Origin of the sequence: Aeromicrobium endophyticum, from assembly GCF_003586285.1 — a bacterium.
Classification (GTDB): Bacteria; Actinomycetota; Actinomycetes; order Propionibacteriales; family Nocardioidaceae; genus Aeromicrobium; species Aeromicrobium endophyticum.
In genome coordinates, this window is the sequence record NZ_QUBR01000001.1 from 2,066,151 (window position 1) to 2,089,457 (window position 23,307).

A 23,307-nucleotide genomic window follows, 5' to 3' on the forward strand; every position below is an offset into this window, starting at 1 on the left:
CCCACCGTGCGGGCACCGATTGCGTAGTCTTCGGGGTGCCCGGCACCGAGGAGGAGCATGTCGCCGTCGCCCAAGAGCCGCCTGCGCGGCGTCGCGCGCAAGGCACGTGAGGTCGTCGCGACGGACGACGGCGCCGACGGCGGACTCGACGTCCGACGCGTGCTGGCCTCGGGCCTGTTCGACCCCTGGTACTACGCCCTGCAGACCCGCGTGGAGCAGGAGCCCGCAGCAGCCCTCGAGCACTACGTGCGGCACGGCGCCGCGGCCGGGATGCTGCCCAACCCGCTGACCGACGTCGATGCCACGGGCCTGACCCACGACCAGGTCGTCGCCGCGGTGCTCGACGGCTCGGCCCGCGCCTGGCCCTCCCGCGAGATCCTCGACGATCTCGAGCTCGTCGCGCTCGCCCCCGCGGCGGCCGACCACCCGGGCGGGCCGGTGGGCTTCTACCTGCAGCACGCGCGCGCAGGGGCTCCGGTGCCGCAGCTGGGCAAGTGGACGTGGAAGCGGTTCGTGCACCTGCGCACCCAGCAGTCGGCCGCAGTGGCGACGATCCTCGCGGCGGCCGTGCTCGACCGCGCCTACTACGAGGCCCAGGCCGGCCGCACCTTCGTCGACGACCGGTCCGCCGTCTGGCACTTCCTCGAGACGGGGGAGTCGCAGGCGCTGACGCTGTCGCCGCTGTACGAGCGGGCCTGGTACCGCAGCAAGGCCGGCGTCCGCATGCCGATGACGTTCGTGCACCTGCTGCGCACCGGGCAGGTCGAGGGGGTGGCCGGCCCGCACTTCGACGGAGCGACGTACCTCGCGCTGGTCCCGCAGGCGGCCGAGCACCCCGGCGGGCCGCTGGGCCACTTCCTCGAGCACGCCGACGCCCGCACGCAGACGGTCCCCGAGCCGGGCTCCGGCATCGAGCCCACGACATGGGGCGATCTCCGCGAGCGGCTCCTGGGCACCGCGGTCGAGACCGGACGGCAACAGGCACTGCTGCGTCCGCCGCCGACCACCGTGGCCCGGTGGTCCCTCGCGTCGGCACGCCCGCCGGCCCCCGGTGACGACGCCGGGGCAGTCGCGATCGTCGCCGACGCGGCCGAGTGGGGTCGCGGGCTGCCCGACACCCTGGCCACCGTGCTGGCCCAGGAGCACGTGCCGTGGACCCTGCGCGTCGCCGTCGCGGCCGACGTCCTCGACGGCTCGGCGCTGCACGACCTGGCTGGCGACCCGCGTGTCGTGCTGGTCCCGACCCGCGAGACGACGTGGGCCGGACGGGCCGGCGCGGTGCTCGCGACCGTCGACGAGCCCTGGACGATCGCCTGGCAGGCCAGCGAGTCGTGGTCGCCCGGGCTGCTCGGAGGTCTGCTGGCGCAGGCGCAGCCAGGCGTCCTCACGCACGCCGCCGCCGTCGACGAGGACGCCGGGCGCTGGTGGACGGAGCTGCCGGCGCGCGACTCCCTGCTCTGGGACGCTCCGCGCCCGCTGAGCGGCGTGCTGGCGCCGACCGACGACCTGCGCCGGGTCGGTGTCCGCTCCGAGGCCGACGACCGTTGGGACTGGGACGTCCTGCTGCGCCACGACCTCGCGACCCGCTTCGTCCCCTTCGTGGGGGTGCGCGGAAGCCGTCTGGGGCAGCGTCCGCTCGCGCCAGGACGCGCCAGCACGCACGAGCACGCGGCGCGTGCCGCCGACCTCGTCGACTGGGAGGGTGTCCGCGGCGAGGTGGGCCGTCGTGTCCGCGACCGGGTCTCGGTGCTGGTGGTGTCGCACGGCGACCGGCACCGCACGCGGCGTGCGGTCGACCGGGTGCTCGAGCACGCCGACCGCGACGTCGAGGTGGTCGTGGTCGACAACGGCTCCGCGCGCGAGGTGTCGTCCGTCCTCGCGTCGTGCTTCGCCTCCGACGCCCGGGTCTCGGTGCTGCGGATCGCCTCATCGGTCAACGAGTCGTCGGTGCTCGGCAGGGCCTTCGCCGCCTCGACGGGCGAGGTGGTCGTGATGGTCGGCCACGACACCGAGGTGCACGAGGGGTGGCTCGCCCCGCTCGTCGAGGCGGTGGGGGCGGACGACGTGCTGGCCGCCCAGCCGCTGCTGCTGACGGCCGACGACACGATCAGGTCGGCCGGCTGGATGTCGGCGGGCCCGCAGGTCGTGCCCGTGCCGCTGCTGGCCTCGCACCCGGTCGTCGACCTGCCCGAACCCATGCCGGCGCCCGACGCCGTCAGCGCCGCCGGCCTGGCGGTCCGGGCCGAGGTGCTGGCCTCGGTCGACGGTCTCGACCCGACGTTCGACGACCTGGCCGACGTCGACCTGTGCCTGCGGCTGGCCGACCGTCGGGCCGGCCGCTTCGCGACCGTCACGGCCTCGCGGATCAGCCGGCGGGCCCGGTCACCGCTGGGTGAGGCGTCCGAGCCCGACCAGCTGAGGCTGCTCGACCGGTGGGGCGGACGTCTGCCGGCCGTCCGGCCCGACGCCTGGCAGCGCACGGGGCTGACGCTGGCCGGCTTCGCGCCGGGGCCGGGCCTGCCCGAGAGCCGTCGCCGCACCACGTCGGCCCCCGTGCTGGCGCGGCCCGCGCGGCTCGTCGAGGACGGTCCCGCGGCCGGCCTGCCGCGCCTGCGGTGGGCGGTCAAGATCGCGGCGCAGGGCGGCCCCCACGGAGACGTCTGGGGCGACACCTACTTTGCCGACGACCTCGTGCGCAGCCTGCGTGCGTGGGGCCAGGAGGCCTTCGTCGACCGTCGTGGTGCGCACCAGCGACCCGGCGTCGACCACCTCGACGACGTCACGCTGACCCTGCGAGGACGCTGGCCGGCGGTGGCGCAGCCGGGCGCGACCAACGTCCTGTGGGTCATCAGCCACCCCGACGAGGTGCCGGTCGACGAGCTGCGTCAGGGCTTCGACCTGGTCTACTCGGCGGGCCGCGCCTGGGCCGACCAGGCGTCCGCCGAGACCGGGCGCGAGGTGCGCACGCTGCTGCAGGCCACCGATGCCGGACGTTTCACCCCCGAGGGCGAGGCCATGCCCGGCGTCGGAACGCTGTTCGTCGGCCGCACGCGCAAGGTCATGCGTCCCGTGGTCGGCGACGCCGCGGCCGCGGGCGCCGACCTGACGGTCTTCGGCGACGGGTGGGAGCAGTTCATCGACCCCACCCACGTGGCGGCCGACCACCTCGACAACGAGCGCGTGCCGGCGGCGTACCGCGGTGCCCGCATCGTCCTCAACGACCACTGGCCCGACATGGCGCGCCTGGGGTTCTATTCCAACCGGCTCTTCGACGCCGTGGCCGCCGGTGCGCGGGTCGTCAGCGACCGGGCCGACGGGCTCGAGGACGTCCTCGGTCCGTCGGCACGCACGTACGGCTCGCTCGACGAGCTGCGGGCACTCCTCGACCCCGGGTCGTCGTTGTGGCCGGGTGCCGACGTGCTGGCGTCCAACGCGGCCCGGGTCGCGGCCCAGCACTCTTTCGACGCACGGGCCAGGGTGCTGCTGGCCGACGTGCTCGACGCACGCGGCGTCACGCACGATCTCTGAGGTGCGCGGAGGAGTACGCAGACAGATCTGGGTTCGTCCGCGCCGGCGCGGACGAACCCAGATCTGTGGGTCAAGCGTGGACGGTCAGGCGTTGGCCCACTCGGGGTTCCAGCCCTCGACCTCGTCGGCGCCGCGCGAGGCGGGGCCGGTGTAGATCGCGGACGGGCGGATGAGGCGTCCGGTGCGCTTCTGCTCGAGGATGTGCGCGCTCCAGCCGGCCGTGCGGGCCGACGTGAACATCGCGGTGAACATGTGCGGCGGGATCTCGGCGTAGTCGAGCACGATCGCGGCCCAGAACTCGACGTTGGTCTCGAGCACACGGTCGGGGCGACGCTCCTTGAGCTCCTTGAGCGCGGCCTCCTCGAGCGCGATGGCGACCTCGGCGCGGGGGGCGTTGAGCTCCTTGGCCGTGCGACGCAGCGTGCGGGCGCGGGGGTCCTGCGCACGGTAGACGCGGTGGCCGAAGCCCATCAGACGCTCGCCGGAGTCGAGCAGGCCCTTGACGTACTTGGTGGCGTCGCCGGACTTCTCGACCTCCTCGATCATGGTCAGCACACGGGCCGGGGCCCCGCCGTGCAGGGGGCCCGACATCGCGCCCACGGCGCCCGAGAGTGCGGCGGCCGCATCGGCGCCGGTGGAGGCGATGACGCGGGCCGTGAACGTCGAGGCGTTCATGCCGTGCTCGGCCGCCGAGACCCAGTAGGCGTCGATCGCCTTGGCGTGGTCGGGGTTGACCTCGCCGCGCCAGCGGGTGAGGAAGCGCTCGGTGATCGTGCCGGCCTTGTCGACCTCGCTCTGCGGCACGAACGGCTGCCCGACGCCGCGCGCAGCCTGGGCGACGTACGACAGCACCATGACAGCGGCGCGGGCGAGGTCGTCGCGGGCCTGCACGTCGTCGATGTCGTACAGCTGCTTCATGCCCCACGCGGGCGCGGTCAGCGCGATCGCGCTCTGCACGTCGGCGCGGATGTCGCCGGAGTGGACGGGGATCGGGAACGGCTCGGCGGGCGGGAGGCCGGGCTCGTACGTCCCGTCGACCAACAGGCCCCAGATCTTCTCGAAGGGGACGCGGCCGACGAGGTCGTCGATGTCGACGCCGCGATAGCGAAGTGCGGACCCTTCCTTGTCGGGTTCGGCGATCTCGCTCTCGAACGCGATGACGCCCTCTAGTCCGTGGTGCACTTCAGTCATGCCTCGCATTCTGCCCTGCGCCGATACGGTGGGCACATGGAGACCCCCGATCTGGCACGGATGAGGTCGGAGTACGCCCGCGACGGGCTCGACGAGTCGGCCGCTGGCGACGATCCCGTGGACCTGTTCACGCGCTGGCTCGACGACGCCGTCGCCGCGGGGGTGCACGAGCCCAACGCGATGGCGCTGGCCACCGCGACGCCCGACGGACGCCCGTCGTCGCGCATCGTGCTGCTCAAGGGCTTCGACGCGTCGGGGCTGGTCTTCTTCACCGGCTACGGCTCCCGCAAGGGCCGCGAGCTCGCCGCCAACCCGTTCGCTGCCGCCACGATGCTGTGGCACCCGTTGCAGCGCCAGGTACGCGTCGAGGGCGCGGTCAGCCAGGTGCCCGCCGCCGCGTCGGACGCCTACTTCGCCTCGCGGCCGCGCGGCTCGCAGATCGGGGCGGTCGCGTCGCCGCAGTCACAGGCCATCGACGACCGCGCCGTGCTCGAGCAGCGCGTGGCCCAGGTCGAGCAGCAGTTCGCCGGCCACGACGTCGAGCGTCCGGCCGAGTGGGGCGGCTACCGGATCGCACTCGACTCGATCGAGTTCTGGCAGGGGCGCGTCGGCCGGCTGCACGACCGGCTGCGCTTCGTGCGCTCCCCCGACGACACGTGGGCGCGGGAGCGGCTCGCGCCCTGAACCGCTCGGAGCGGTGTGGGGTCAGTCGAGGGCGCTGTGACGCGGACGAGGGGCCAGGTCCTTGCCCGCGCCGTACGTCTCGGTGCTGACGCCGGTGACGTCGGACCGATCGCGTCCCTCGGCCTCGAAGACGTCGCGCGCGATGTCGGCCCAGGTCTTGACGGGGCCGCCGCCGGTGATGTGGTGGATGCCGAAGGGCGCGCCCGTGCGCACCAGGTCGACGATGCCCGACGCCAGCTCGGCGGCGGTGGTGAGACGGCCGTGCTGGTCGTCGACGACCGTGGGGCTGACGCCGTCGCGGGCCAGCCGCTGCATCGTCGAGACGAAGTTGCCGCCGTCGCCGATGACCCAGCTGGTGCGGACGACGTAGTGCCGCGGGACGGTCGAGGTGACTGCCTCGCCGGCGGCCTTGGTCTGCCCGTAGACGCCGAGCGGCGACACGGCCTCGTCGGTCGTGTGCGACTCGGCGGTGCCGTCGAAGACGTAGTCGGACGAGACGTTGACCAGGGTCAGGCCGTGCTCGATCGCGATGCGCGCCATCGTCGCGACGGCCGTGACGTTGACGGCCCACGCCTGGCGGCGTCCGTCGGGGGTCTCGGCCGCGTCGACCGCGGTGTAGGCGGCGGCGTTGTAGATCGTGTCGACGTCCTGCCACGGCACGGTGTCGTACGCCGCGGGGTCGGTGAGGTCGAGGTTGGCGCGGGTCAGCGCCAGCGCGCCGGGCAGCAGCGCGCGCAGGGCTCGGCCCAGCTGGCCGTCAGCGCCCAGGATGACCGAGCGCCGCGGGGGGACCGGGACGACGTCGGCGAGGCGGGGATGCGCCTTGTCCTTGTCGGAGACCTCGCGCATCGGCAGCGGCCAGTCGATCGCAGCGGTCTCGTCGAGGAGGTTGACGTTGGTGTACTGCGCGTCGGCGCTCCAGTGTGCGTTGACGAGGTACGAGTAGGCGGTCCTGTCCTCGAGCGTCTGGTAGGAGTTCGCGACGCCGCGCGGTACGAACACCCCGACGCCCGGCTTGAGCTCGATCGTGAACGTCGCCCCGAACGAGTCGCCCTCGCGCAGGTCGACCCACGCGCCGAACGCCGTGCCCACGATGACGGAGACGAGCTTGTCCCACGGCTCGGCGTGGATGCCACGGGTCGCCCCGGCCGAGATGTTGTACGAGACGTTGTGCTGCACGGGCTGGAAGTCGGGCAGACCGGCGGCGACCATCTTCTGGCGCTGCCAGTTCTCCATGAACCAGCCGCGGTTGTCGCCGTGGACGGGGATCGTGACGACGAGCAGCCCGGGGATCGGGGTGGTGTCGACCTGCACGCTCACTGCCCCTGCGCCGCGTACTTGGACTCGGTGGCGGCCTTGGCCGGACGCCACCACGACTCGTGGTCGCGGTACCACTGGACGGTGTCGGCCAGCCCGGTCTCGAAGTCGCCGAACTGTGGCGTCCAGCCCAGCTCGGTGCGCAACTTGGACGAGTCGATCGCGTAGCGGCGGTCGTGCCCCGGACGGTCGGTGACGTGGTCGAAGTCGTCGGCGTCGCGGCCGAAGATGCCGAGCAGGGTCGTGACGACGTCGAGGTTGTTCTTCTCGCCGTCGGCGCCGATCAGGTACGTCTGGCCGATCTGGCCGGTGGTGAGGATCGTGAGGACGGCGCTGCTGTGGTCCTCGACGTGGATCCAGTCGCGGACGTTGAGACCGTCGCCGTAGAGGCGGGGACGCAGGCCGTCGATCAGCTGCGTGATCTGGCGCGGGATGAACTTCTCGACGTGCTGGTACGGGCCGTAGTTGTTGGAGCAGTTGCTGATCGTGGCGCGCACGCCGAACGAGCGCACCCAGGCGCGCACCAGCAGGTCGGAGCCGGCCTTGGTGGACGAGTACGGGCTGGACGGCTCGTAGGCCGTCGCCTCGGTGAACCGCGTCGGGTCGTCGAGCTCGAGGTCGCCGTACACCTCGTCGGTCGAGATGTGGTGGAACCGCACGTCGTGCTTGCGGACGGCCTCGAGCAGCGTGAACGTGCCGACCAGGTTGGTCTGCACGAACGGGCTGGGGTCGTCGAGGGAGTTGTCGTTGTGCGACTCGGCGGCGAAGTGCACCACCGCGTCGTGCGAGCCGACCAGCTCGTCGACGAGCTCGCTGTCGACGATGTCGCCGACGACGAGCCGGCAGCGGTCGGCGGGCAGGTCGGCGATGGACTCGCGGCTCGCCGCGTAGGTCATCTTGTCGAGGACCGTGACGGACACGTCCGTCGTGGAGACAAGATGACGCACGAAGTTGGATCCGATGAAGCCGGCACCGCCGGTGACGAGGACAGAACGCATACGTGCCAGCCTAGGGCAGGGGCACGCGTACCCGGACGCGCGAGGTGCTCGGGGGCTCTCTCGCCCTAGGATGGCCGCATGCGAGGAATCATTCTGGCCGGTGGAACCGGCTCCCGGCTGCATCCCGTGACCAAGGCCGTCAGCAAGCAGCTGATGCCCGTCTACGACAAGCCGATGATCTACTACCCGCTCTCGACCCTGATCCTCGCCGGGATCTCCGAGGTGCTGATCATCACGACGCCGCACGACGCCGAGCAGTTCGAGTGGCTGCTGGGCGACGGCTCGCAGTTCGGCATCACGATCACCTACGCGCAGCAGCCGAGCCCCGACGGCCTGGCACAGGCCTTCGTGATCGGTGCCGACCACATCGGCGACGACTCGGTGGCCCTGGTGCTGGGCGACAACATCTTCTACGGTGCCGGCCTCGGCACCCAGCTCGCGCGCTTCGAGGACGTCGACGGTGCCGTGATCTTCGGCTACCGCGTGAAGGATCCCTCGGCCTCGGGCGTCGTGGAGTTCGACGCCGAGGGCAAGGCCATCTCGCTGGAGGAGAAGCCCGAGGTGCCCAAGAGCCACTTCGCGGTGCCGGGCCTGTACTTCTACGGCAACGACGTGGTCGAGAAGTCGCGCACGCTCGAGCCCTCCGCCCGCGGCGAGCTCGAGATCACCGATCTCAACCGGCTCTACCTCGAGGAGGGACGCCTGCGCGTCGACGTCCTCGAGCGGGGCGTGGCCTGGCTCGACACAGGCACCTTCGACGGCCTGTCGGAGGCCGGCGACTTCATCCGCACGGTCCAGCACCGTCAGGGCCTGTCGATCGGCTGCCCCGAGGAGGCGGCGTGGCGCCAGGGCTTCCTGAGCGACGAGGGCCTGCGCGAGCAGGCGGCTGCCTACGCCAAGAGCGGTTACGGCGCCTACCTGCTGAGCCTGCTCGACGACTGACGGTCCGGGTTCACCCGACGTCCACCTCGGGGCAAGGTCCGGTACGCCTGCCCGGCGCACGCTGGGGGGCATGAACGGACTCGTGGTGTCGCTCATGATCGGTCTCGCCCTGGCGTTCGCGGAGTCGGGCCTGGGGCTCGGCATGGTGCTGCCCGGTGAGACCGCGGTGGTGCTCCTGGCGGCGACGATGGGCTCGGCCGCGCAGATGGTCGCCCTCGGCGTCGCGGTGACGGTGGGTGCGAGCCTGGGTGACCACGTCGGCTACCTGCTCGGTTGTCGCTACGGCGACGCGCTCGGTCAGACGCGGGCGGTGCGGCGGCTGGGACGTCAGCACTACGAACGGGCGACCGACCTGCTGCGCCGCCGTGGCGGCACCGCGGTGTTCATGACCCGCCTCGTGCCCGTGGTGCGCACCCTCACGCCGGCCGCCGCCGGTGCGTCCGGGCTCGAGTACCGCCGCTTCGTCGTCGCCTCGCTCACGGGCTCGGCGCTGTGGGCCACGGCCTACGTGGGCGGAGGGTCCGCGGTGGCGGCGATGGCCGCGGTCACCAACGACCTGCTCGGCCGTGCCTCGTGGCTTTTGCTCGTGCTGCTGGCGCTCGCCGTCGTGCCGGTGATGCTGGTGCGGACCGTCATCGGGGTCCGGCCGGCCGCGGCCGCACCCGACGTGGCGTCCCTCGAGCTGGCCACCGGCGTCATGCCGCGTCAGCCGACGCTGGGCCTGGCCGGCGAGCCGCGCTCAGCGGCCTGACGTCACAGGACGACGAGAGCGGTCACGACCGCCGGCAGCAGGCCGCACGCGAGCCACGGCGACACCGGCGGTCGGCGGTGGACGAGCCGGATGGCGGCCAGCGCGAGCACACCGAGCGCCGCCATGACGACCATCAGCAGGATCGCGTCGGACCGGCGGTCCTCGTCGACGATCGTGTGGCTCACGGCGGCGAGGGCGCCGAGCGGGAACGAGGCGACGGCCAGGATCAGGAACGAGACGACCCAGCGCTGGACCTGCTCGATGCTGAGCTCCCGGACGGACATGGGCCCAGTGTCGCGGTCGTGGCGACGACGTGCGCCGGCGGTGCCGGTCTCAGCCCGTGACGAGGACGTCGCCGGGCGCGACCTCGTGGCCCGCGCCGCAGCGCACCTCGACCGCGATCTCGGCGCCGCACCCGTCGTGCGTCGCGACGGGGCTCCAGTCGCGCGGCGCGTGCTTGCTGCCCCACGCGGCCAGCCCGATCAGCACCGGCACCAGGTCGGTGCCGCTGTCGGTGAGGACGTACTCGTGGCGCGTGCGCTGGCCGGCCTCGCGGTAGGGCCGGCGCTCCAGCAGCCCCGCCGTCACCAGCTCGCGCAGCCGCGCGGACGTGATGGCGTCGCTGAGGCCCACACGGGTCGCGAAGTCGTCGAAGCGGGTCGTGCCGTACCAGGCCTCGCGCAGCAGCAACATCGCCGAGCGTGTGCCGACGACCTGCATCGTGCGGTCGATGGGACACAGGTCCCCCGGAGCGCGGCGGTCGGGGCGGGCGAGTCTTCCGGCGACGTGAGCGGGCATCGTCTGATGATACGCGACTGGCTAGGCAAAACCATAGTCAGCCAGTAAGGTGTCTGGCTATGCCAAGCTCAAGTCAGCGGACGCGCCTGATCGTCCTCGCGACCATCGGTGCCGCCTTCATGTCCAGCCTCGACCTCTTCGTCGTCAACGTGGCCTTCGACGACATCGGTCGAGACCTGCGCGTGGGATCGGTCGGCGGCCCGACACCGGCCGACCTCAGCTGGGTGCTCAGTGCCTACGCCGTGACGTTCGCGGCGCTGCTGGTGCCGTTCGGACGGCTGGCCGACCGCTACGGCCGCAAGCGCATGTTCGTCGGCGGCCTGACGCTCTTCGTCGCGGCCAGCGTGGCGTGCGCACTCAGCGCCGGGGTGTGGGCTTTGGTGGCCTTCCGGGTGCTGCAGGCGGCCGGCGCCGCCGCCATGACGCCGACGAGCCTGGGCATCCTGATGGGGGCGCTGCCGCCCGAGCGGCGGGTCGGCGCGGTCCGGCTGTGGGCTGCGACCGGGGCCCTGGCCGCGGCGTTCGGGCCGTCCGTCGGGGGAGTGCTCGCGCAGCTGTCGTGGCACTGGGTGTTCCTGATCAACCTGCCGATCGGCCTGGTGCTCCTGTGGCTCGCGGTCACGGCGGTCGAGGACGTCCGTCCCGACGGCGACGCGGTGCGCCCCGACCTGGTCGGAGCGGCCGTGCTCGCCGGAGCCGTGGGCCTGCTCGCCCTGGGCCTGACCAAGAGCAACGACTGGGGCTGGGCCAGCAGCCGAACCGTCTGGTCGCTGGCCGGTGCCGTCGTGCTGACCGCCGTCTTCGCGTGGCAGTCGGCACGGCACGTGTCGCCCGTGATCCACCCGGCACTGCTGCGCGTCGCCTCGTTCCGCTACGCCAACCTGGCGATGCTGGTGTTCAACATCGCCTTCGCGGCACAGCTGTTGGTCGGCATCCTGTGGCTGCAGCAGATCTGGGGCTACTCCGCGCTGCGGACGGGGTTCGCGGTCGCTGTCGGGCCGCTCCTGGTGCCCGTGACGGCTGCCTTGACGCATCGCCTGCTGCCGACGACCAGCCATGCCCGACTGGTGGCCGTCGGCTCGATCGTGTGCGCGCTGGGCAACGTCTACCTCGTCGTCGCGATGGGGTCCGAGCCCGACTACCTGACGGGGTACCTCCCGGGGTGGGCCCTCGGAGGCATCGGCGTCGGGTTCGCCCTGCCCAACCTGATGGCGGGTGGCACGCGCGACCTGCCGCCCGATCAGTCGGCCACGGGCAGCGCGATCGTGACGATGGCCCGGCAGATCGGGTTCGTGATCGGCATCAGCATCCTGTTCGCGATCGTCGGCAGCGCGCAGGGTCTCGCCGCGCAGGACGGTTTCGTCACCACGTGGTGGGTGGCAGCGGGAGCACTCGTCGGTGCCGCCGTCCTCGCGCTCGGCATGTCGGCCACGACCCGCGAGTCGGTCGCCGCATGATCCCGCTCGACCTCACCTGGACCGCCTTCCACGGGCTGCAGGGGGGCCTGGTGGTGGCCTGGCTGCTGGAGGAGGCCGCCGCCGCAGCCGAGCCGCTCGGGCACGTGCCGATGACGATCTCGGCGCACTTCCTCCGTGCGGTCGATCCGGCGCCCGCCGACGTCGCGGTCGAGGTCGTCCGCGGCGGCCGTCGCACCAGCAGCCTGACCGTCGGGCTGCGGCAGGACGGGGCGCTGCGCGCGCACGGCATCGTGGCGGGTGCGCCGGCCGGGGCCGCGACGGCGTGGGACGACCCCGTCGACCTGTCCGGGCTGCCTGCGCCCCGGGACGTGCCGGAGTTCGTGCCGCCGCGGGTGTTCGTGCCGTTCGGACAGCACCTCGAGATCCGTCCGGTCGGTGGCGTGCTGCCGGGAGCCGGCGGGCCCGAGCCGGTCTACGAGGCCTGGATCCGGCTGCGCGACCCGGGTGTCGCCACCGAGCTCGGAGGGCGCGGCTGCGCCGCGGTGCTGCTCGACGCGATGCCGCCGGGCCTGTTCGGGCTGTGGACCGAGGTGCGGCCGGTCCCGACCGTCGAGCTGAGCGCACACCTCGCGCCGGCTCTCGACGCGCCCAGTGACTGGTGGCACGTCACGCACCGCACCACGTGGGCCGGCGACGGGGCGTGCGTCGACGAGACCGAGCTGCGACGGCCCGATGGGCGCCTGGCCGCCCAGGCCCGCCAGCTCCGCCTCGTGCTGTAGGCGAGCCGTCGTTCAGGACGCGGGCCGGGTGATGCGGTAGCGGACGAACGACGGCACGGCGAGCGAGGCGACCACCACGCCGACCACCACGAGCACGCCACCGCCGGCCGCCGCCGCGGCCGTCCCGACGGCGGCGGCCGTCGCACCGTGCAGGGTGTCGGCGATGCGGGGACCGCCGGCCACCACGACGATGAACACGCCCTGCAGCCGTCCGCGCATGGCATCGTCGGCGGCCGCCTGCAGCATGCTGGTGCGGAACGCCGCGGACGCCATGTCGGCCGCGCCGCCGATCACCAGCATCGCCAGGGCGACCACGAGCATGGGCGTGGCCCAGTGGTCGGCGAGGGCCACGGCGACGCCGAATCCGGCCATCGCCATGCCCCATATGGCGATGCAGACGACGACGGCCCGTCCCTGCCGCTCGATGCGCGACACCCATCCGCTGAAGACGCCTCCGATGACCGAGCCGGCGGGGATCGCGGCGAACAGCAGGGCGAACACCAGGCCGCCCTCGTCCGGCCCGTCGAACGACAGGTGCGCGATCTCGGGGAACAGGGCCCGCGGCATGCCGAAGACCATCGCGATCAGGTCGACCACGAACGACATCAGCAGCACCGGCTGCGTGCGCAGGTAGACGAAGCCGTCGATGACGGCCCGGATGCCGGGGGTGGCGGTCACGGCGTCCAGCACCGGCAGCGGTGGCAGCCTGAGCACCGCGCCGAGTGTCGCGAACAACGAGATGGTGTCGAGCGCGTAGAGCCAGGTGTAGCCCGTGATGGGGATCAGGATGCCCGCGACGAGCGGACCGGCGATCGCGCCCGCCATCGTGACGGTCATGCTCAGCGAGTTGGCCGCGGGCAGCAGCTCGGGCTCGACGAGCTTGGGGATGATCGCGGACCGGGTCGGCTGGTTGACGCCGAAGAATGCCTGCTGCAGCGCGAACAGGCACAGCAGCAGCCAGACGTTCGTGCTGCCGGCCGCAGCCTGCACCCAGAACAGGCCGCTCGTCACGATCAGCCCGGTCGTCGTGATGAGCAGCAGCGTGCGGCGGTCGAACACGTCGGCCAGGGCGCCGCCGTAGAGGCCGAAGACGATCAGCGGCACGAGACCGAACACGCCCGTGAGGCCCACGTAGCCCGACGAGCCGGTGTCGGCGTAGATCTGGGCCGGCACCGCCACGACCGTCAGCTGGGCGCCGATGACGGTGATGATGTTCGCGGTCCAGAGGCGGCGGTAGTGAGGGTTGCGGAGGGGCCTCGTGTCGGCCAGGAGGTGGGAGATCGAGAACCGCGGCACGTCAGAGGACGTTACGCCCGCCGGGCGGGTCGCGCCTCAGCGGAAGGTCGTGACGTCGATCTCGATCCAGGTCTGCTCGGCGCGGCCCAGCAGGTCGCCGTTCTCGGTGTAGAGGGCGGTGGAGGCGAAGAACTTGCGGCCGTCGCGGGCACTGAGCTCGCCCGTCGCGACGAGCGGCTCGCCGGTGCGGGGTGCGCGGAGCACCTCCGCGGTCATGCGTCCGAGCACCATGGCCTGGCGGGTGAAGTCGGCGGCCCAGCCACCGGGGCAGTCGAGGGCGGCCCAGGTGGTGGGCACGTCGAGCGTCCCGTCGTGGTCGCCGAAGGCCGGGTGAGGCGTCCAGGCGCCGGCGGTGCGCCCCTCGGAGAAGGGGCCGGTGAACAGGCGCAGGCCGTCGCCCTCGCCGCGGTCGGTGCCGCAGGTGAAGCAGCGGTCGAACGGGTGGTGCTCGAAGCCCGGGTAGGCCGACAGGCCCGCCGCGGCCTGCTCGGTCGTCGGCATCGGCGGCACCTTGCGCGCGAACGTGCCGGGCGTGGCCTCGCCGACCAGTGCGCCTCCTGCCGTCAGCAGGCGGACGAGATCGCCCCCGTGGTGGGAGTCGTGCTCCCAGCTCAGGGGGACGTCGAGCGGCGGCGGGATGCGCAGCGTCGACGTGACCGGGCCGGAGCCGTCCTGCGTCGTGCCGACCTGCTGCGCGATCAGGCCCGCGACGTAGCCGCCGTTGCCGGAGTGGTCGGGCCCGTTGAACTGGGCCGGGATCGTCACCATGGGCACCAACCTATCGAGCGGACTTGATCGCCTCGTAGCGCCGCAGCGACTCGGCGCGCTCCTCGGCGTGGTCGACGATCGGTGCCGGGTAGTCGGCCGGCGGCTCGTCCATCTCCCACGGGGTGTGGACGTGCTTGGCCGGGACGTCGGCCAGCTCGGGGACCCAGCGCCGCACGTAGCTGCCGTCGGGGTCGAACTTCTTGCCCTGCGACGTCGGGTTGAAGATGCGGAAGTACGGCGATGCGTCGGTGCCGCAGCCGGCCACCCACTGCCAGCCGTGCTGGTTCGACGGCGGGTCGGCGTCGACGAGCAGGTCGAGGAAGTGGTCGGCGCCGACCGTCCACTCGAGGTGGAGGTCCTTGACCAGGAAGCTCGCCACGATCATCCGCACGCGGTTGTGCACGAAGCCCTCGGCCAGAAGCTGGCGCATGCCGGCATCGACGATCGGGAACCCGGTGCGTCCGTCCTTCCACGCCTGGAGGTCGTCGCCCGGCTCGTTGTAGTCCATCGCCTCGAACCGCTTGTCGTAGTAGCCGTCGAGCGTGTCGGGGCGGTGGTGCACGACGTCTGCGTAGAACTCGCGGAACGCCAGCTCGCGGGCATAGGCTTCTGCGCCCTTCGTGCCGCGCTCGCCGAGGTCGGCCAGCATCGTGCGCGGGTGGATGGTGCCCCACTTGAGGTGCACCGACATCCGCGACGTCGCGTCGCGGCCCGGCAGGTCACGCAGGTCGTCGTAGTCGTCGACGTGGTCGAGGTAGGCGTGCCACTGCCGCCGGGCCGCCTCCTCGCCGAGCGGAGGAAGCGCGACGCCGTCGGGTGGGTCGACGTCCGGGATCTTGGTGGTGCGCACGTCGGCGCGGATCCAGGGCACGGACCGCACGCCTGGTGCGGGTGCCCGCCAGCCGTGCTCCTGCCAGGCGCGGTAGAACGGGGTGAAGACGCGGTAGGGGCTGCCGTCGTCCTTCGTCACGCGCCCCGGGGCCACGGCGTACGACGATCCGGTGCGCACGAAGGCGACGTCGTCGTCGGCCAGCGCCTGCTCGATGCGCTCGTCGCGCTCCTTCTCGTAGGGGCCGTAGTCGGCGGCCACGTGCACGCTGCCGGCCCCGACGGCGCGCGCCACCCGGGGCACGACCTCCTCGGGCTTGCCCTTCACGACGGTCAGGCCGCCGACCCGCTCGTCGAGGTCGCGCAGCAGCCGCATCAGGTAGGCCAACCGGGTGCGTCCGTTCGGGCCCCAGTAGTGCTCGTCGAGCACGAACATGGGCACGACGCCGTCGGACCCGGCGTCGATCGCCTCTCGCAGGGCGGGGTTGTCGTTGAGCCGGAAGTCGGATCGGAAGCAGAAGACGGAGGTTGGCACAGTCCCCATCCTCACGCGTGCACGCGACGTCTGCACGGCGTGGAACAATAGCCACGTGAGCGAGCTGATCGACACCACCGAGATGTACCTCCGCACGGTCTACGAGCTGGAGGAGGAGGGCATCGTGCCCCTGCGCGCCCGCATCGCCGAGCGCCTCCACCAGAGCGGCCCGACCGTCTCGCAGACCGTCGCCCGCATGGAGCGCGACGGGCTGCTGGCGGTCGAGGGCGATCGGCACCTCGAGCTCTCCGAGAAGGGGCGCCAGCTCGCCACGCGCGTCATGCGCAAGCACCGCCTGGCCGAGCGGCTGCTCATCGACGTCATCGGGCTCGAGATCGAGTACGTCCACGAAGAGGCGTGCCGGTGGGAGCACGTCATGTCCGAGCAGGTCGAGCGTCGCCTCGTCCAGATCCTCGAGCACCCCACCGAGTCGCCGTACGGCAACCCGATCCCCGGTCTCGCCGAGCTCGGCGAGACGGGCGACGAGGCCGTGTTCCTGTCGGGCGTCATCGCGATGACCAAGGCGGTGGGCCACTCGGTCGAGCCGGTCCGCCTCGTCGTCCGCCGCATCGCCGAGGAGCTGCAGAAGGACACCGAGGTCATGTCGGTGCTGCGCCGCGTCGGGGCGCTGCCGGGCAACGACGTGCTGGTCTCGGTGGGCCACGACGGCCTGGTCGTCGCCCGTCAGGGCGAGACTGCCGAGATCGACTCCGAGGCCGCCGGCCACATCTTCGTCACCGCCTGAGGCGCCCCGTCCCAACCGGGATGTCATCACCGATGCGGTGGCTCAGGTACACATGTGATGACGTCCCCGGGACGTCATCACATCAGTACCTGAGCCGGAGCAGCTGTGATGACGTCCGCGATGGAGATGCTCACGCCGCGAGGTCGCGGGTCCAGCCCGCGGCGACGAGGCCGGCCTCGACCTGGGCGAAGAACTCGTCCTCCGCCGCCCGCAGCCCCAGCAGCGGCAGCCGGAGCACCGTCAGCGACTGCAGGCTCAGGTCGTTCTGACGCAGGGCGTCGCCGACGATCGACGTGGCCCAGGCATGGTGGATGCCGTCGATCTCCAGCACCAGCCGGAACTGCTCCCACACGATGTCGAGGTAGTAGCGACCATTCCTGCCCTCGCGCAACACCTGCCGGTCAGGCATCGGCAGGCCTCTGCGGCGGCAGATGCCGGCGACGTCGAGCTCACCGAGCGACTCCGCGCCGCCCAGCAGGTCGAGCGCGACCCGCTCGAGGAAGCGTCGACGCTTGTCGCGTCGGACGTCGAGCAGTGCCGCGGCTACCTGCTCGGCCGTCGCCAGGCGCTGCTGGACCGTCATCGTCAGGAGCAGCGCTGCCTGCCGATCCGACGCCGCCCACAACCCGGCCCTGACGGCGGCGACGGGTGTGCGGACGCGGGGGATGCCGGTGCCGGTGAGGTCAGAGGCCTTGAGGCGGCGGGTCTGCCGGACCGACGCGCCTGGCGAGGCCAGGATCTTGGCGCCACGCGGCACCGACACCCGCACGCGGTCGGCCTCGAAGCCCTTGAGCCCCGCAGCCAGCAGCGAACCGGTGCCGTCGAGCGCCGCCCGCGTGCCGGCCTCGATCACGGCGTGCCAGAGGCGAGCTCGCTCGCCGAGTGGGCCGGTGTGAACGCAGATCGTCTGGCGGTGGTGCTGCCGCCAGCGGCCGGCACGCAGCTCGGCGGCGATGTCCCAGCGGGTCAGGCCCAGCGCCAGCAGCTGGCGACGTGACGCGACGCCGTCCTGGGCGTCGGCGACGGAGTGCGCGATGGCGGAGCGGCGGAGGCGAAGCTGGTGAGAGGTGTTCATGCAGGGAACATGGCGACGTCCGCACCGCCGACGCGATGTGACGTGCCGTCCTGGGGACATTGCCTCGCGCTCGCCGACCCTGTGGACCTAGCGGGGACGTCATCACCGATGCGGTAGCCCGGGTACTGATGTGATGACGTCCCCGTGACGTCATCACATCAGTACCTGAGGCGCACCATCGGTGATGACGTCCCCAGCGGGGGTGCGGCTACTTCTTCGGGGGGAGGGGGACGAAGTAGCTGGTGCGGCGGACGTAGTCGTCCCAGCCCGGCTTCTTGCGCTGGCTCTTCTCGTTGAGCTTGGCGCCCGTGACGTTGACCAGCGAGTACGTCATGATCGCCGGGCCGATCAGCGCGACGAGGCCGGGCCACGAGCCCGCGGCGACGAGGCCGAGGCCCCACCAGACCGTCGCGTCGCCGAAGTAGTTGGGGTGGCGCGTCAGGCTCCAGAGCCCGGTGTCCATGATCTTGCCCTTGTTGGCGGGATCGCTCTTGTACTTCTTGAGCTGCGCGTCGCCGACGGTCTCGAAGAACAGGCCGACGGCCCACACCGCGACACCGACGATCGTCAGTGGCACCGAGAGGCGCTCGTTGTTGGGCCCCACCATCAGCGGCGCCGAGACGACGAACATCGCGACCCCTTGGGGCAGGAACACCCGGGTGATCGCGGTCTGGGCGAACGAGCGGCCCGCCTTCTCGCCCTGCTCGAGCAGATCGGCGTAGCGCGGGTCCTCGCCCTGGCCGTGGTTGCGTCCGCCGATGTGCCAGGCCAGGCGCAGGCCCCACGCGGCGACCATCACCAGGACGATCCAGCGCTGCGCCTGCCCGCCGTCGCCGCCGAGCGAGACGACGGCCGAGACCGCCGCGACGACGACGAACCCGAGGCCCCACAGGGTGTCGACGATCGACAGCAGCGAGTTCTTGAGCGCATAGGCCAGGCCGAGCCCCATGAACACCAGCAGGCCCGCGAGGCCGGCACCGAGGGTGACGACGGTCTGCGAGAGGTCGTTGGGGATCATGCCAGCCACGCCATCGGCGAGGTCGGCATGCCGCTGACGCCGCGGGGGCTGGGCTTGACCGACAGGATCTGGTCGACGCCCATGCGGTTCTCCTCGAACGCCAGCGCGCCGCCGACCAGGTAGAGCCGCCACACGCGGGCGTTCTCCTCGCCGATCAGCTTGACCGCGACGTCCCAGTTGTCCTCGAGCTTCTGGGCCCAGCCCGCGACGGTCTGCGGGTAGTGCTCGCGCATGGCCTGCACGTCGCGGATCTCGAGACCCGATGCGGCGATGAGCCCGATGGTCTTGGCGAGGGGCTTCATGTGCATGTCGGGCGCGATGTAGGTCTCGATGAACGGTCCGCCGCCGGGGCTGTCGCCGGGTGCGTCGTTGCTGCGCGACATCTGCTGGATCAGCGCGCGGCCACCGGGCTTGAGGTAGCGGTAGATCGAGTCGACGAAGACGACGTACTCGGCGTCGCCCACGTGCTCGCCCATCTCGATGGACGCGATCGCGTCGATCTCGCCGTCGCGCACGCCCGATGCCTCGAGGTCGCGGAAGTGGCGCAGGCTGACGTCGACGCGGTCGGCCAGGCCGCGCTCGGCCGCCTTGCCCAGGACGTAGTCGCGCTGCTCGACCGACAGGGTGACGCCCGTGACGTGGACGCCGTAGTGCTCGGCGGCGAACAGGGTCAGGGAGCCCCAGCCGGACCCGATGTCGACCATCTTCATGCCGGGCCGCAGACCGAGCTTCTTGCAGATCAGGTGCAGCTTGGCGGTCTGCGCCTGCTCGAGGGTCATGTCGGGCGTGACGTGGAAACCGCTCGAGTAGGCCATGTTGGGGTCGAGGATCAGCTCGTAGAAGTCGTTCGACAGGTCGTAGTGGTGCGAGATCGCGGCCTGGTCGCGCTCCTTGCTGTGCAGCTCGCCCGTGAGGTTGGACTCGGCCGCGGGGGCCGGCGGACGTCGGCCGATCGCGCCGAGCCGCACGGCCAGTGCCGCGGCCCGGACGATCTGCCGGGGGCCGATCTGCGGACGTCCCGCGCGCTCGTCGGCCAGGCGGGCGTCGCGGACGGCGTCCCACATGGCCCGCAGGCCGTCGCCGAGATCGCCCTCGACGTCGAGGTCGCCCTGCACGTAGGCGCGGGCCACCCCGAGCTCGCCGGGTTTCCAGATGACGTGGCGCAGCGCGCGCTTGTCGCGGATCACGACGACGGGAGCACCGGGCACACCGGCCTCGCTGCCGTCCCAGGCCCGCAGGCGGATGGGCAGGGTGAGGCCGAGCGTGTCCTCGGCCAGCGACAGGAGGGAGGATGCAATGTTCACGGGCCCAAGTCAACCCGTCCCGCCGGGGTTGCGCCATCTGAGTTACGGCGATGCGGCAGACTGACACCATGAGCGTCGGGGCAGCGTTGAGGGGCTGGTTCCGCCGCACGGGCAGCGAGATCCTCGGCTGGGTCGTCGTGGTGGTGGGCGTCATCCTGATGCCGCTGCCGGGGCCGGGCATGGTCATCGTCGTCTCGGGGCTGGCCATCTTGTCGCGGCACTACGTGTGGGCGCAGAGGGTGCTGGGTCCGCTCGAGCGCAAGGCCACCGAGGCGGCCAAGTTCGGCGTCGAGACGTGGCCTCGGATCGCCGTCAGCTTCCTCGGCGGGGTGTGGCTCGCCGTGCTCGGCGTCATCTGGTGGATCGGTCCCGACATCCCCGAGTTCGAGGTGCTGGGCGTCGGTTTCGGCCCTGAGCTCCCGGCCCAGGGATGGGCCACGGCACTCGGCCTGTGGGCCTCCGCGGTGGCGGCGTGGGCCCTGCTGGCCTACAGCGTCGTGCGGTGGCGAGAGCCCCGGCCGGCGGACGTCCCGTAGGCGTCCCGCTGACGGAGCGGCGCGGCGCGGGCGTCGCCGAGCACGTACTGTTCAGGGGACGCGGGAGCCGATCCCGCCGGACGCCGACATCTCGAGGACGATCACCACCGTGGCACAGCACCGCATCATCCTGACCCTGGCCACCGGCCTCGCCCTGACGCTCACCGCCGCTCCAGCGGCGATCGCTGGGCCACAGACGAGCGACCGAGAGGCGGCCGCGGTCGTCGCGACGGCGCAGCCCGGGCAGCCGCTGACCGTCGTCACCACGACCCAGACCGCGTCGGGTCCGCAGTTCACGACCGAGACGGTCGACTCGCGGTCCGAGGCCCTGGGGGTCGTCTCGGACGCGCTCGACGAGCCCGGCACGTCGGCCGTCGGCATGGCCCACCCGATCTCGATCGCGGGAGTCACCGACGGCGTGTCGACGACGGACGCCGCGGCGGTCGCCACCAAGACCAAGACGTCCACCGCGGCGGTCGCCCAGAAGAAGCGCAAGAGCAAGCGCGCCAACGACACGCTCCGCCGCCGGCAGTGGGCGCTCACCCGTCTGGGGGCCGAGAAGGTCTGGCGCAAGTCGTCCGGACGCGGAGCGGTCGTGGCGGTCGTCGACAGCGGCGTGCAGGCCAGCCACCCCGACCTCAAGGGACGGGTGCTCAGGGGCCGCGACTTCGTCGACGGCGACCGGTCGGCCGACGACCGCAACGGCCACGGCACCCACGTCGCGGGCACCATCGCGGCTCGCGCCAACAACCGTCGGGGCATCGCGGGTCTGGCCCCCTCGGCCCGCATCCTGCCCGTGCGGGTGCTCGACTCCGCCGGCAACGGCAACACCTACAACGCCGCCCGTGGCATCGTGTGGGCCGTCAACCGGGGCGCCGACGTGATCAACCTGTCGTTCGCCGGCAACCAGATCGACCCCCAGATGCAGGCAGCCGTCGACTACGCCGTCCGTCACGACGTCGTGGTGGTCGCCGCGGCCGGCAACCAGGGCTGCTCCGGTCCGACGACCTATCCCGCCGCGCTGCCGGGCGTCATCGGCGTGGCGGCGTCCAACCGTCACGACAGGATCGCGCCGTTCTCGACGTGCGGCCCGGCCGTCGACGTCTCGGCCCCCGGTCAGTCGATCACGTCGACCATGATCAAGCGCCCCTCGGCGGGCCTGCCGTGCTCGTACGGCAAGAGCTACTGCCAGCTGAGCGGCACCTCGATGGCCTCGCCGCACGTCGCGGCGGCTGCGGCGATCATCATCTCGCGCACCCGGCACCGCCTCAGCGCGTGGTCGGTCGGCTCCCTCATCACGACCCGCGCCGACAACCTCGGCGTCGCCGGCTACGACCCCGCGTCGGGCAACGGCCTGATCAACATCGGACGCGCGCTCAAGGGACGCTGACCCGCCCTCACCGGGCGTCCTGGCGCTCGGTGTCGCAAGATGGGCTCATGCCTGAAGAGCTCTCGTGCGATGTCGTCGTGATCGGAACCGGACCGGGCGGTGAGGCGCTGGTCGGTCGGCTCGCGGCAGCCGGCCTCGACGTCGTCGCCGTCGAGAAGGAGCTGGTGGGCGGTGAGTGTCCCTACTGGGGCTGCATCCCGTCCAAGATGATGATCCGCGCGGCCGATGCACTGGCCGAGGCCAGGCGGGTCGACGCGCTGGCGGGCACGGCGACCGTGGTCCCCGACTTCGGCGCGGTGGCTCGGCGCATCCGCGACGAGGCCACGGACGACTGGGATGACACCGTCGCTGCCGACCGCCTCACCGACGCCGGCGCGCGTCTGGTGCGCGGGCACGGACGGCTCGACGGCGACCGACGGGTCGTCGTGGGGGAGCAGACGTTCGTCGCGGCCAAGGGCGTCGTGCTCAACACCGGCACGACCGCTGCCGCCCCGCCGATCCCGGGGCTCGCCGACACGCCCTACTGGACCAACCGCGGGATCATCGAGACCGAGACCGCACCGTCGTCGATGATCGTGATCGGCGGCGGGCCGATCGGCCTCGAGCTGGCTCAGGCGTTCTCGCGGTTCGGCACCGCCGTGACGGTGCTCGAGGTCGGCCCGCGCATCCTGGCCGTCGAGGAGCCGGAGTCGTCCGAGGTCATCGCCAAGGTCTTCGAGTCCGAGGGCATCGGGGTCCACGACGACGTCTCGATCGACGCCGTGGCGCACGACGGCGAGGTCTTCCACGTGACGTGCGGCGACGTGACGTACGAGGCCGAGCGGCTGCTGGTGGCGGCGGGCCGACGCTCGCGCATCGACGACGTGGGCCTGGAGTCCGTCGGCGTCGAGCCCGGACGTCACCTGACGGTCGGTGACGACATGCTCGTCAAGGAGGGGCTCTGGGCGATCGGCGACATCGTCGGCCGGGGCGCCTTCACCCACGTCTCGATGTACCAGTCCGAGCGGGCGGCCCGCTCGATCCTCGGAGAGCCCATGGGCGCCTACGACACGAGCCTCCCGCGCGTGACCTTCACCGATCCCGAGGTCGGCGGCGTCGGGCTCACAGAGCACCAGGCGCGCGAGCAGGGCATCAACGTCCGCGTCGGGCTGACCGATCTCGCGGCCAGCAGCCGCGGCTTCGTCCACGGACCCGGCAACGAGGGCCTGATCAAGATCGTCATCGACGACGACCGCGGCGTCATCGTCGGTGCCAACAGCGTCGGCGTGTCCGGCGGCGAGACGCTCGCGGGTCTCGCGTTCGCGGTGCGGGCCGAGATCCCGGTCGACACGCTGACCAACACGATCTACGCCTACCCGACGTTCTGGAGGGCGATCGAGTCGGCGCTCTGACCGCGGCGCGGGTGC

The 23,307-nt window shown here is 72.2% G+C and carries 21 protein-coding genes; 10 read left to right on the forward strand and 11 right to left on the reverse strand.

Translation table 11 applies throughout. From position 1 onward, the window contains the following. Positions 1–57 precede the first annotated feature (57 nt). Entirely contained in the window at positions 58–3,528 is a 3,471-nt protein-coding gene (locus tag DX116_RS10205; protein ID WP_119703975.1) for a glycosyltransferase family protein, read from the forward strand. Between the two features lie 84 nt (positions 3,529–3,612). On the opposite strand, the gene DX116_RS10210 is transcribed toward DX116_RS10205, so the two are convergent. Beyond that, entirely contained in the window at positions 3,613–4,719 is a 1,107-nt protein-coding gene (locus DX116_RS10210; protein ID WP_119703976.1) for a citrate synthase 2, read from the reverse strand. Positions 4,720–4,755: 36 nt separating this feature from the next. On the opposite strand from DX116_RS10210, the gene pdxH reads away from it, so the two are divergent. Then, positions 4,756–5,403, forward strand: coding sequence for a pyridoxamine 5'-phosphate oxidase (gene pdxH, locus DX116_RS10215; protein ID WP_119703977.1), 648 nt, complete (start codon positions 4,756–4,758; stop codon positions 5,401–5,403). Between the two features lie 21 nt (positions 5,404–5,424). Here the strand turns inward: pdxH and DX116_RS10220 are convergent, their stop codons facing one another. Both DX116_RS10220 and rfbB read right to left on the reverse strand, forming a co-directional pair. Continuing rightward, positions 5,425–6,717: a sugar nucleotide-binding protein gene (locus DX116_RS10220; protein WP_233556646.1), complete on the reverse strand. Its 1,293-nt coding sequence runs from the start codon at positions 6,715–6,717 to the stop codon at positions 5,425–5,427. A gap of 2 nt (positions 6,718–6,719) precedes the next feature. Next, complete coding sequence (gene rfbB / locus DX116_RS10225) at positions 6,720–7,718, reverse strand: dTDP-glucose 4,6-dehydratase (RefSeq protein ID WP_119703978.1); 999 nt, start codon at positions 7,716–7,718, stop codon at positions 6,720–6,722. A gap of 78 nt (positions 7,719–7,796) precedes the next feature. Between rfbB and rfbA the strand changes: the two genes are divergently transcribed. Both rfbA and DX116_RS10235 read left to right on the forward strand, forming a co-directional pair. Then, entirely contained in the window at positions 7,797–8,660 is an 864-nt protein-coding gene (gene rfbA, locus DX116_RS10230; protein ID WP_119703979.1) for a glucose-1-phosphate thymidylyltransferase RfbA, read from the forward strand. A gap of 70 nt (positions 8,661–8,730) precedes the next feature. Continuing rightward, positions 8,731–9,411 carry a DedA family protein gene (locus DX116_RS10235; RefSeq protein ID WP_119703980.1) on the forward strand — a complete coding sequence of 227 codons (681 nt, stop codon included), beginning with the start codon at positions 8,731–8,733 and terminating at the stop codon, positions 9,409–9,411. A gap of 2 nt (positions 9,412–9,413) precedes the next feature. Here the strand turns inward: DX116_RS10235 and DX116_RS10240 are convergent, their stop codons facing one another. Both DX116_RS10240 and DX116_RS10245 read right to left on the reverse strand, forming a co-directional pair. Further along, positions 9,414–9,695, reverse strand: coding sequence for a hypothetical protein (locus DX116_RS10240; protein ID WP_119703981.1), 282 nt, complete (start codon positions 9,693–9,695; stop codon positions 9,414–9,416). 49 nt (positions 9,696–9,744) lie between these two features. Next, positions 9,745–10,209, reverse strand: coding sequence for a winged helix-turn-helix transcriptional regulator (locus DX116_RS10245; RefSeq protein ID WP_119703982.1), 465 nt, complete (start codon positions 10,207–10,209; stop codon positions 9,745–9,747). Positions 10,210–10,268: 59 nt separating this feature from the next. Here DX116_RS10245 and DX116_RS10250 point away from each other — a divergent pair, with 59 nt between their 5' ends. Continuing rightward, complete coding sequence (locus tag DX116_RS10250) at positions 10,269–11,666, forward strand: MFS transporter (RefSeq protein WP_119703983.1); 1,398 nt, start codon at positions 10,269–10,271, stop codon at positions 11,664–11,666. Continuing rightward, on the forward strand, positions 11,663–12,406 hold the full coding sequence (locus tag DX116_RS10255; protein WP_119703984.1) for a thioesterase family protein: 744 nt from the start codon (positions 11,663–11,665) through the stop codon (positions 12,404–12,406). The genes DX116_RS10250 and DX116_RS10255 overlap by 4 nt, the downstream gene beginning before the upstream one ends. A gap of 12 nt (positions 12,407–12,418) precedes the next feature. On the opposite strand, the gene DX116_RS10260 is transcribed toward DX116_RS10255, so the two are convergent. From DX116_RS10260 to DX116_RS10270, 3 genes are read right to left on the reverse strand one after another with little or no spacing between them, the layout of a single operon-like run. Further along, the gene (locus tag DX116_RS10260; protein ID WP_233556648.1) at positions 12,419–13,702 is read right to left on the reverse strand and encodes an MFS transporter; all 1,284 of its coding nucleotides are present in this window, start codon (positions 13,700–13,702) and stop codon (positions 12,419–12,421) included. Between the two features lie 36 nt (positions 13,703–13,738). Next, positions 13,739–14,470: a PaaI family thioesterase gene (locus DX116_RS10265; RefSeq protein ID WP_119703985.1), complete on the reverse strand. Its 732-nt coding sequence runs from the start codon at positions 14,468–14,470 to the stop codon at positions 13,739–13,741. Between the two features lie 10 nt (positions 14,471–14,480). After that, positions 14,481–15,842, reverse strand: coding sequence for a cryptochrome/photolyase family protein (locus DX116_RS10270; protein WP_119703986.1), 1,362 nt, complete (start codon positions 15,840–15,842; stop codon positions 14,481–14,483). 46 nt (positions 15,843–15,888) lie between these two features. On the opposite strand from DX116_RS10270, the gene DX116_RS10275 reads away from it, so the two are divergent. Continuing rightward, entirely contained in the window at positions 15,889–16,578 is a 690-nt protein-coding gene (locus DX116_RS10275; RefSeq protein ID WP_119703987.1) for a metal-dependent transcriptional regulator, read from the forward strand. 130 nt (positions 16,579–16,708) lie between these two features. Here the strand turns inward: DX116_RS10275 and DX116_RS10280 are convergent, their stop codons facing one another. From DX116_RS10280 to DX116_RS10290, 3 genes are all read right to left on the reverse strand, one after another. After that, on the reverse strand, positions 16,709–17,653 hold the full coding sequence (locus tag DX116_RS10280) for a DUF559 domain-containing protein (RefSeq protein ID WP_158591969.1): 945 nt from the start codon (positions 17,651–17,653) through the stop codon (positions 16,709–16,711). Positions 17,654–17,861: 208 nt separating this feature from the next. After that, positions 17,862–18,671, reverse strand: a complete 810-nt coding sequence (locus DX116_RS10285) for a DUF1295 domain-containing protein (RefSeq protein WP_233556650.1) — start codon at positions 18,669–18,671, stop codon at positions 17,862–17,864. Further along, positions 18,668–19,975 (reverse strand): SAM-dependent methyltransferase, encoded by a 1,308-nt coding sequence (locus DX116_RS10290; RefSeq protein WP_119703989.1) that lies wholly within the window; start codon positions 19,973–19,975, stop codon positions 18,668–18,670. Before DX116_RS10290 ends, DX116_RS10285 begins: the two co-directional genes overlap by 4 nt. Before the next feature lie 68 nt (positions 19,976–20,043). On the opposite strand from DX116_RS10290, the gene DX116_RS10295 reads away from it, so the two are divergent. From DX116_RS10295 to DX116_RS10305, 3 genes are all read left to right on the forward strand, one after another. After that, complete coding sequence (locus DX116_RS10295; protein WP_158591970.1) at positions 20,044–20,511, forward strand: PGPGW domain-containing protein; 468 nt, start codon at positions 20,044–20,046, stop codon at positions 20,509–20,511. 109 nt (positions 20,512–20,620) lie between these two features. Beyond that, positions 20,621–21,901: a S8 family serine peptidase gene (locus tag DX116_RS10300; protein ID WP_119703991.1), complete on the forward strand. Its 1,281-nt coding sequence runs from the start codon at positions 20,621–20,623 to the stop codon at positions 21,899–21,901. Positions 21,902–21,948: 47 nt separating this feature from the next. After that, entirely contained in the window at positions 21,949–23,292 is a 1,344-nt protein-coding gene (locus DX116_RS10305; RefSeq protein WP_119703992.1) for a dihydrolipoyl dehydrogenase family protein, read from the forward strand. Positions 23,293–23,307: the final 15 nt, after the last annotated feature.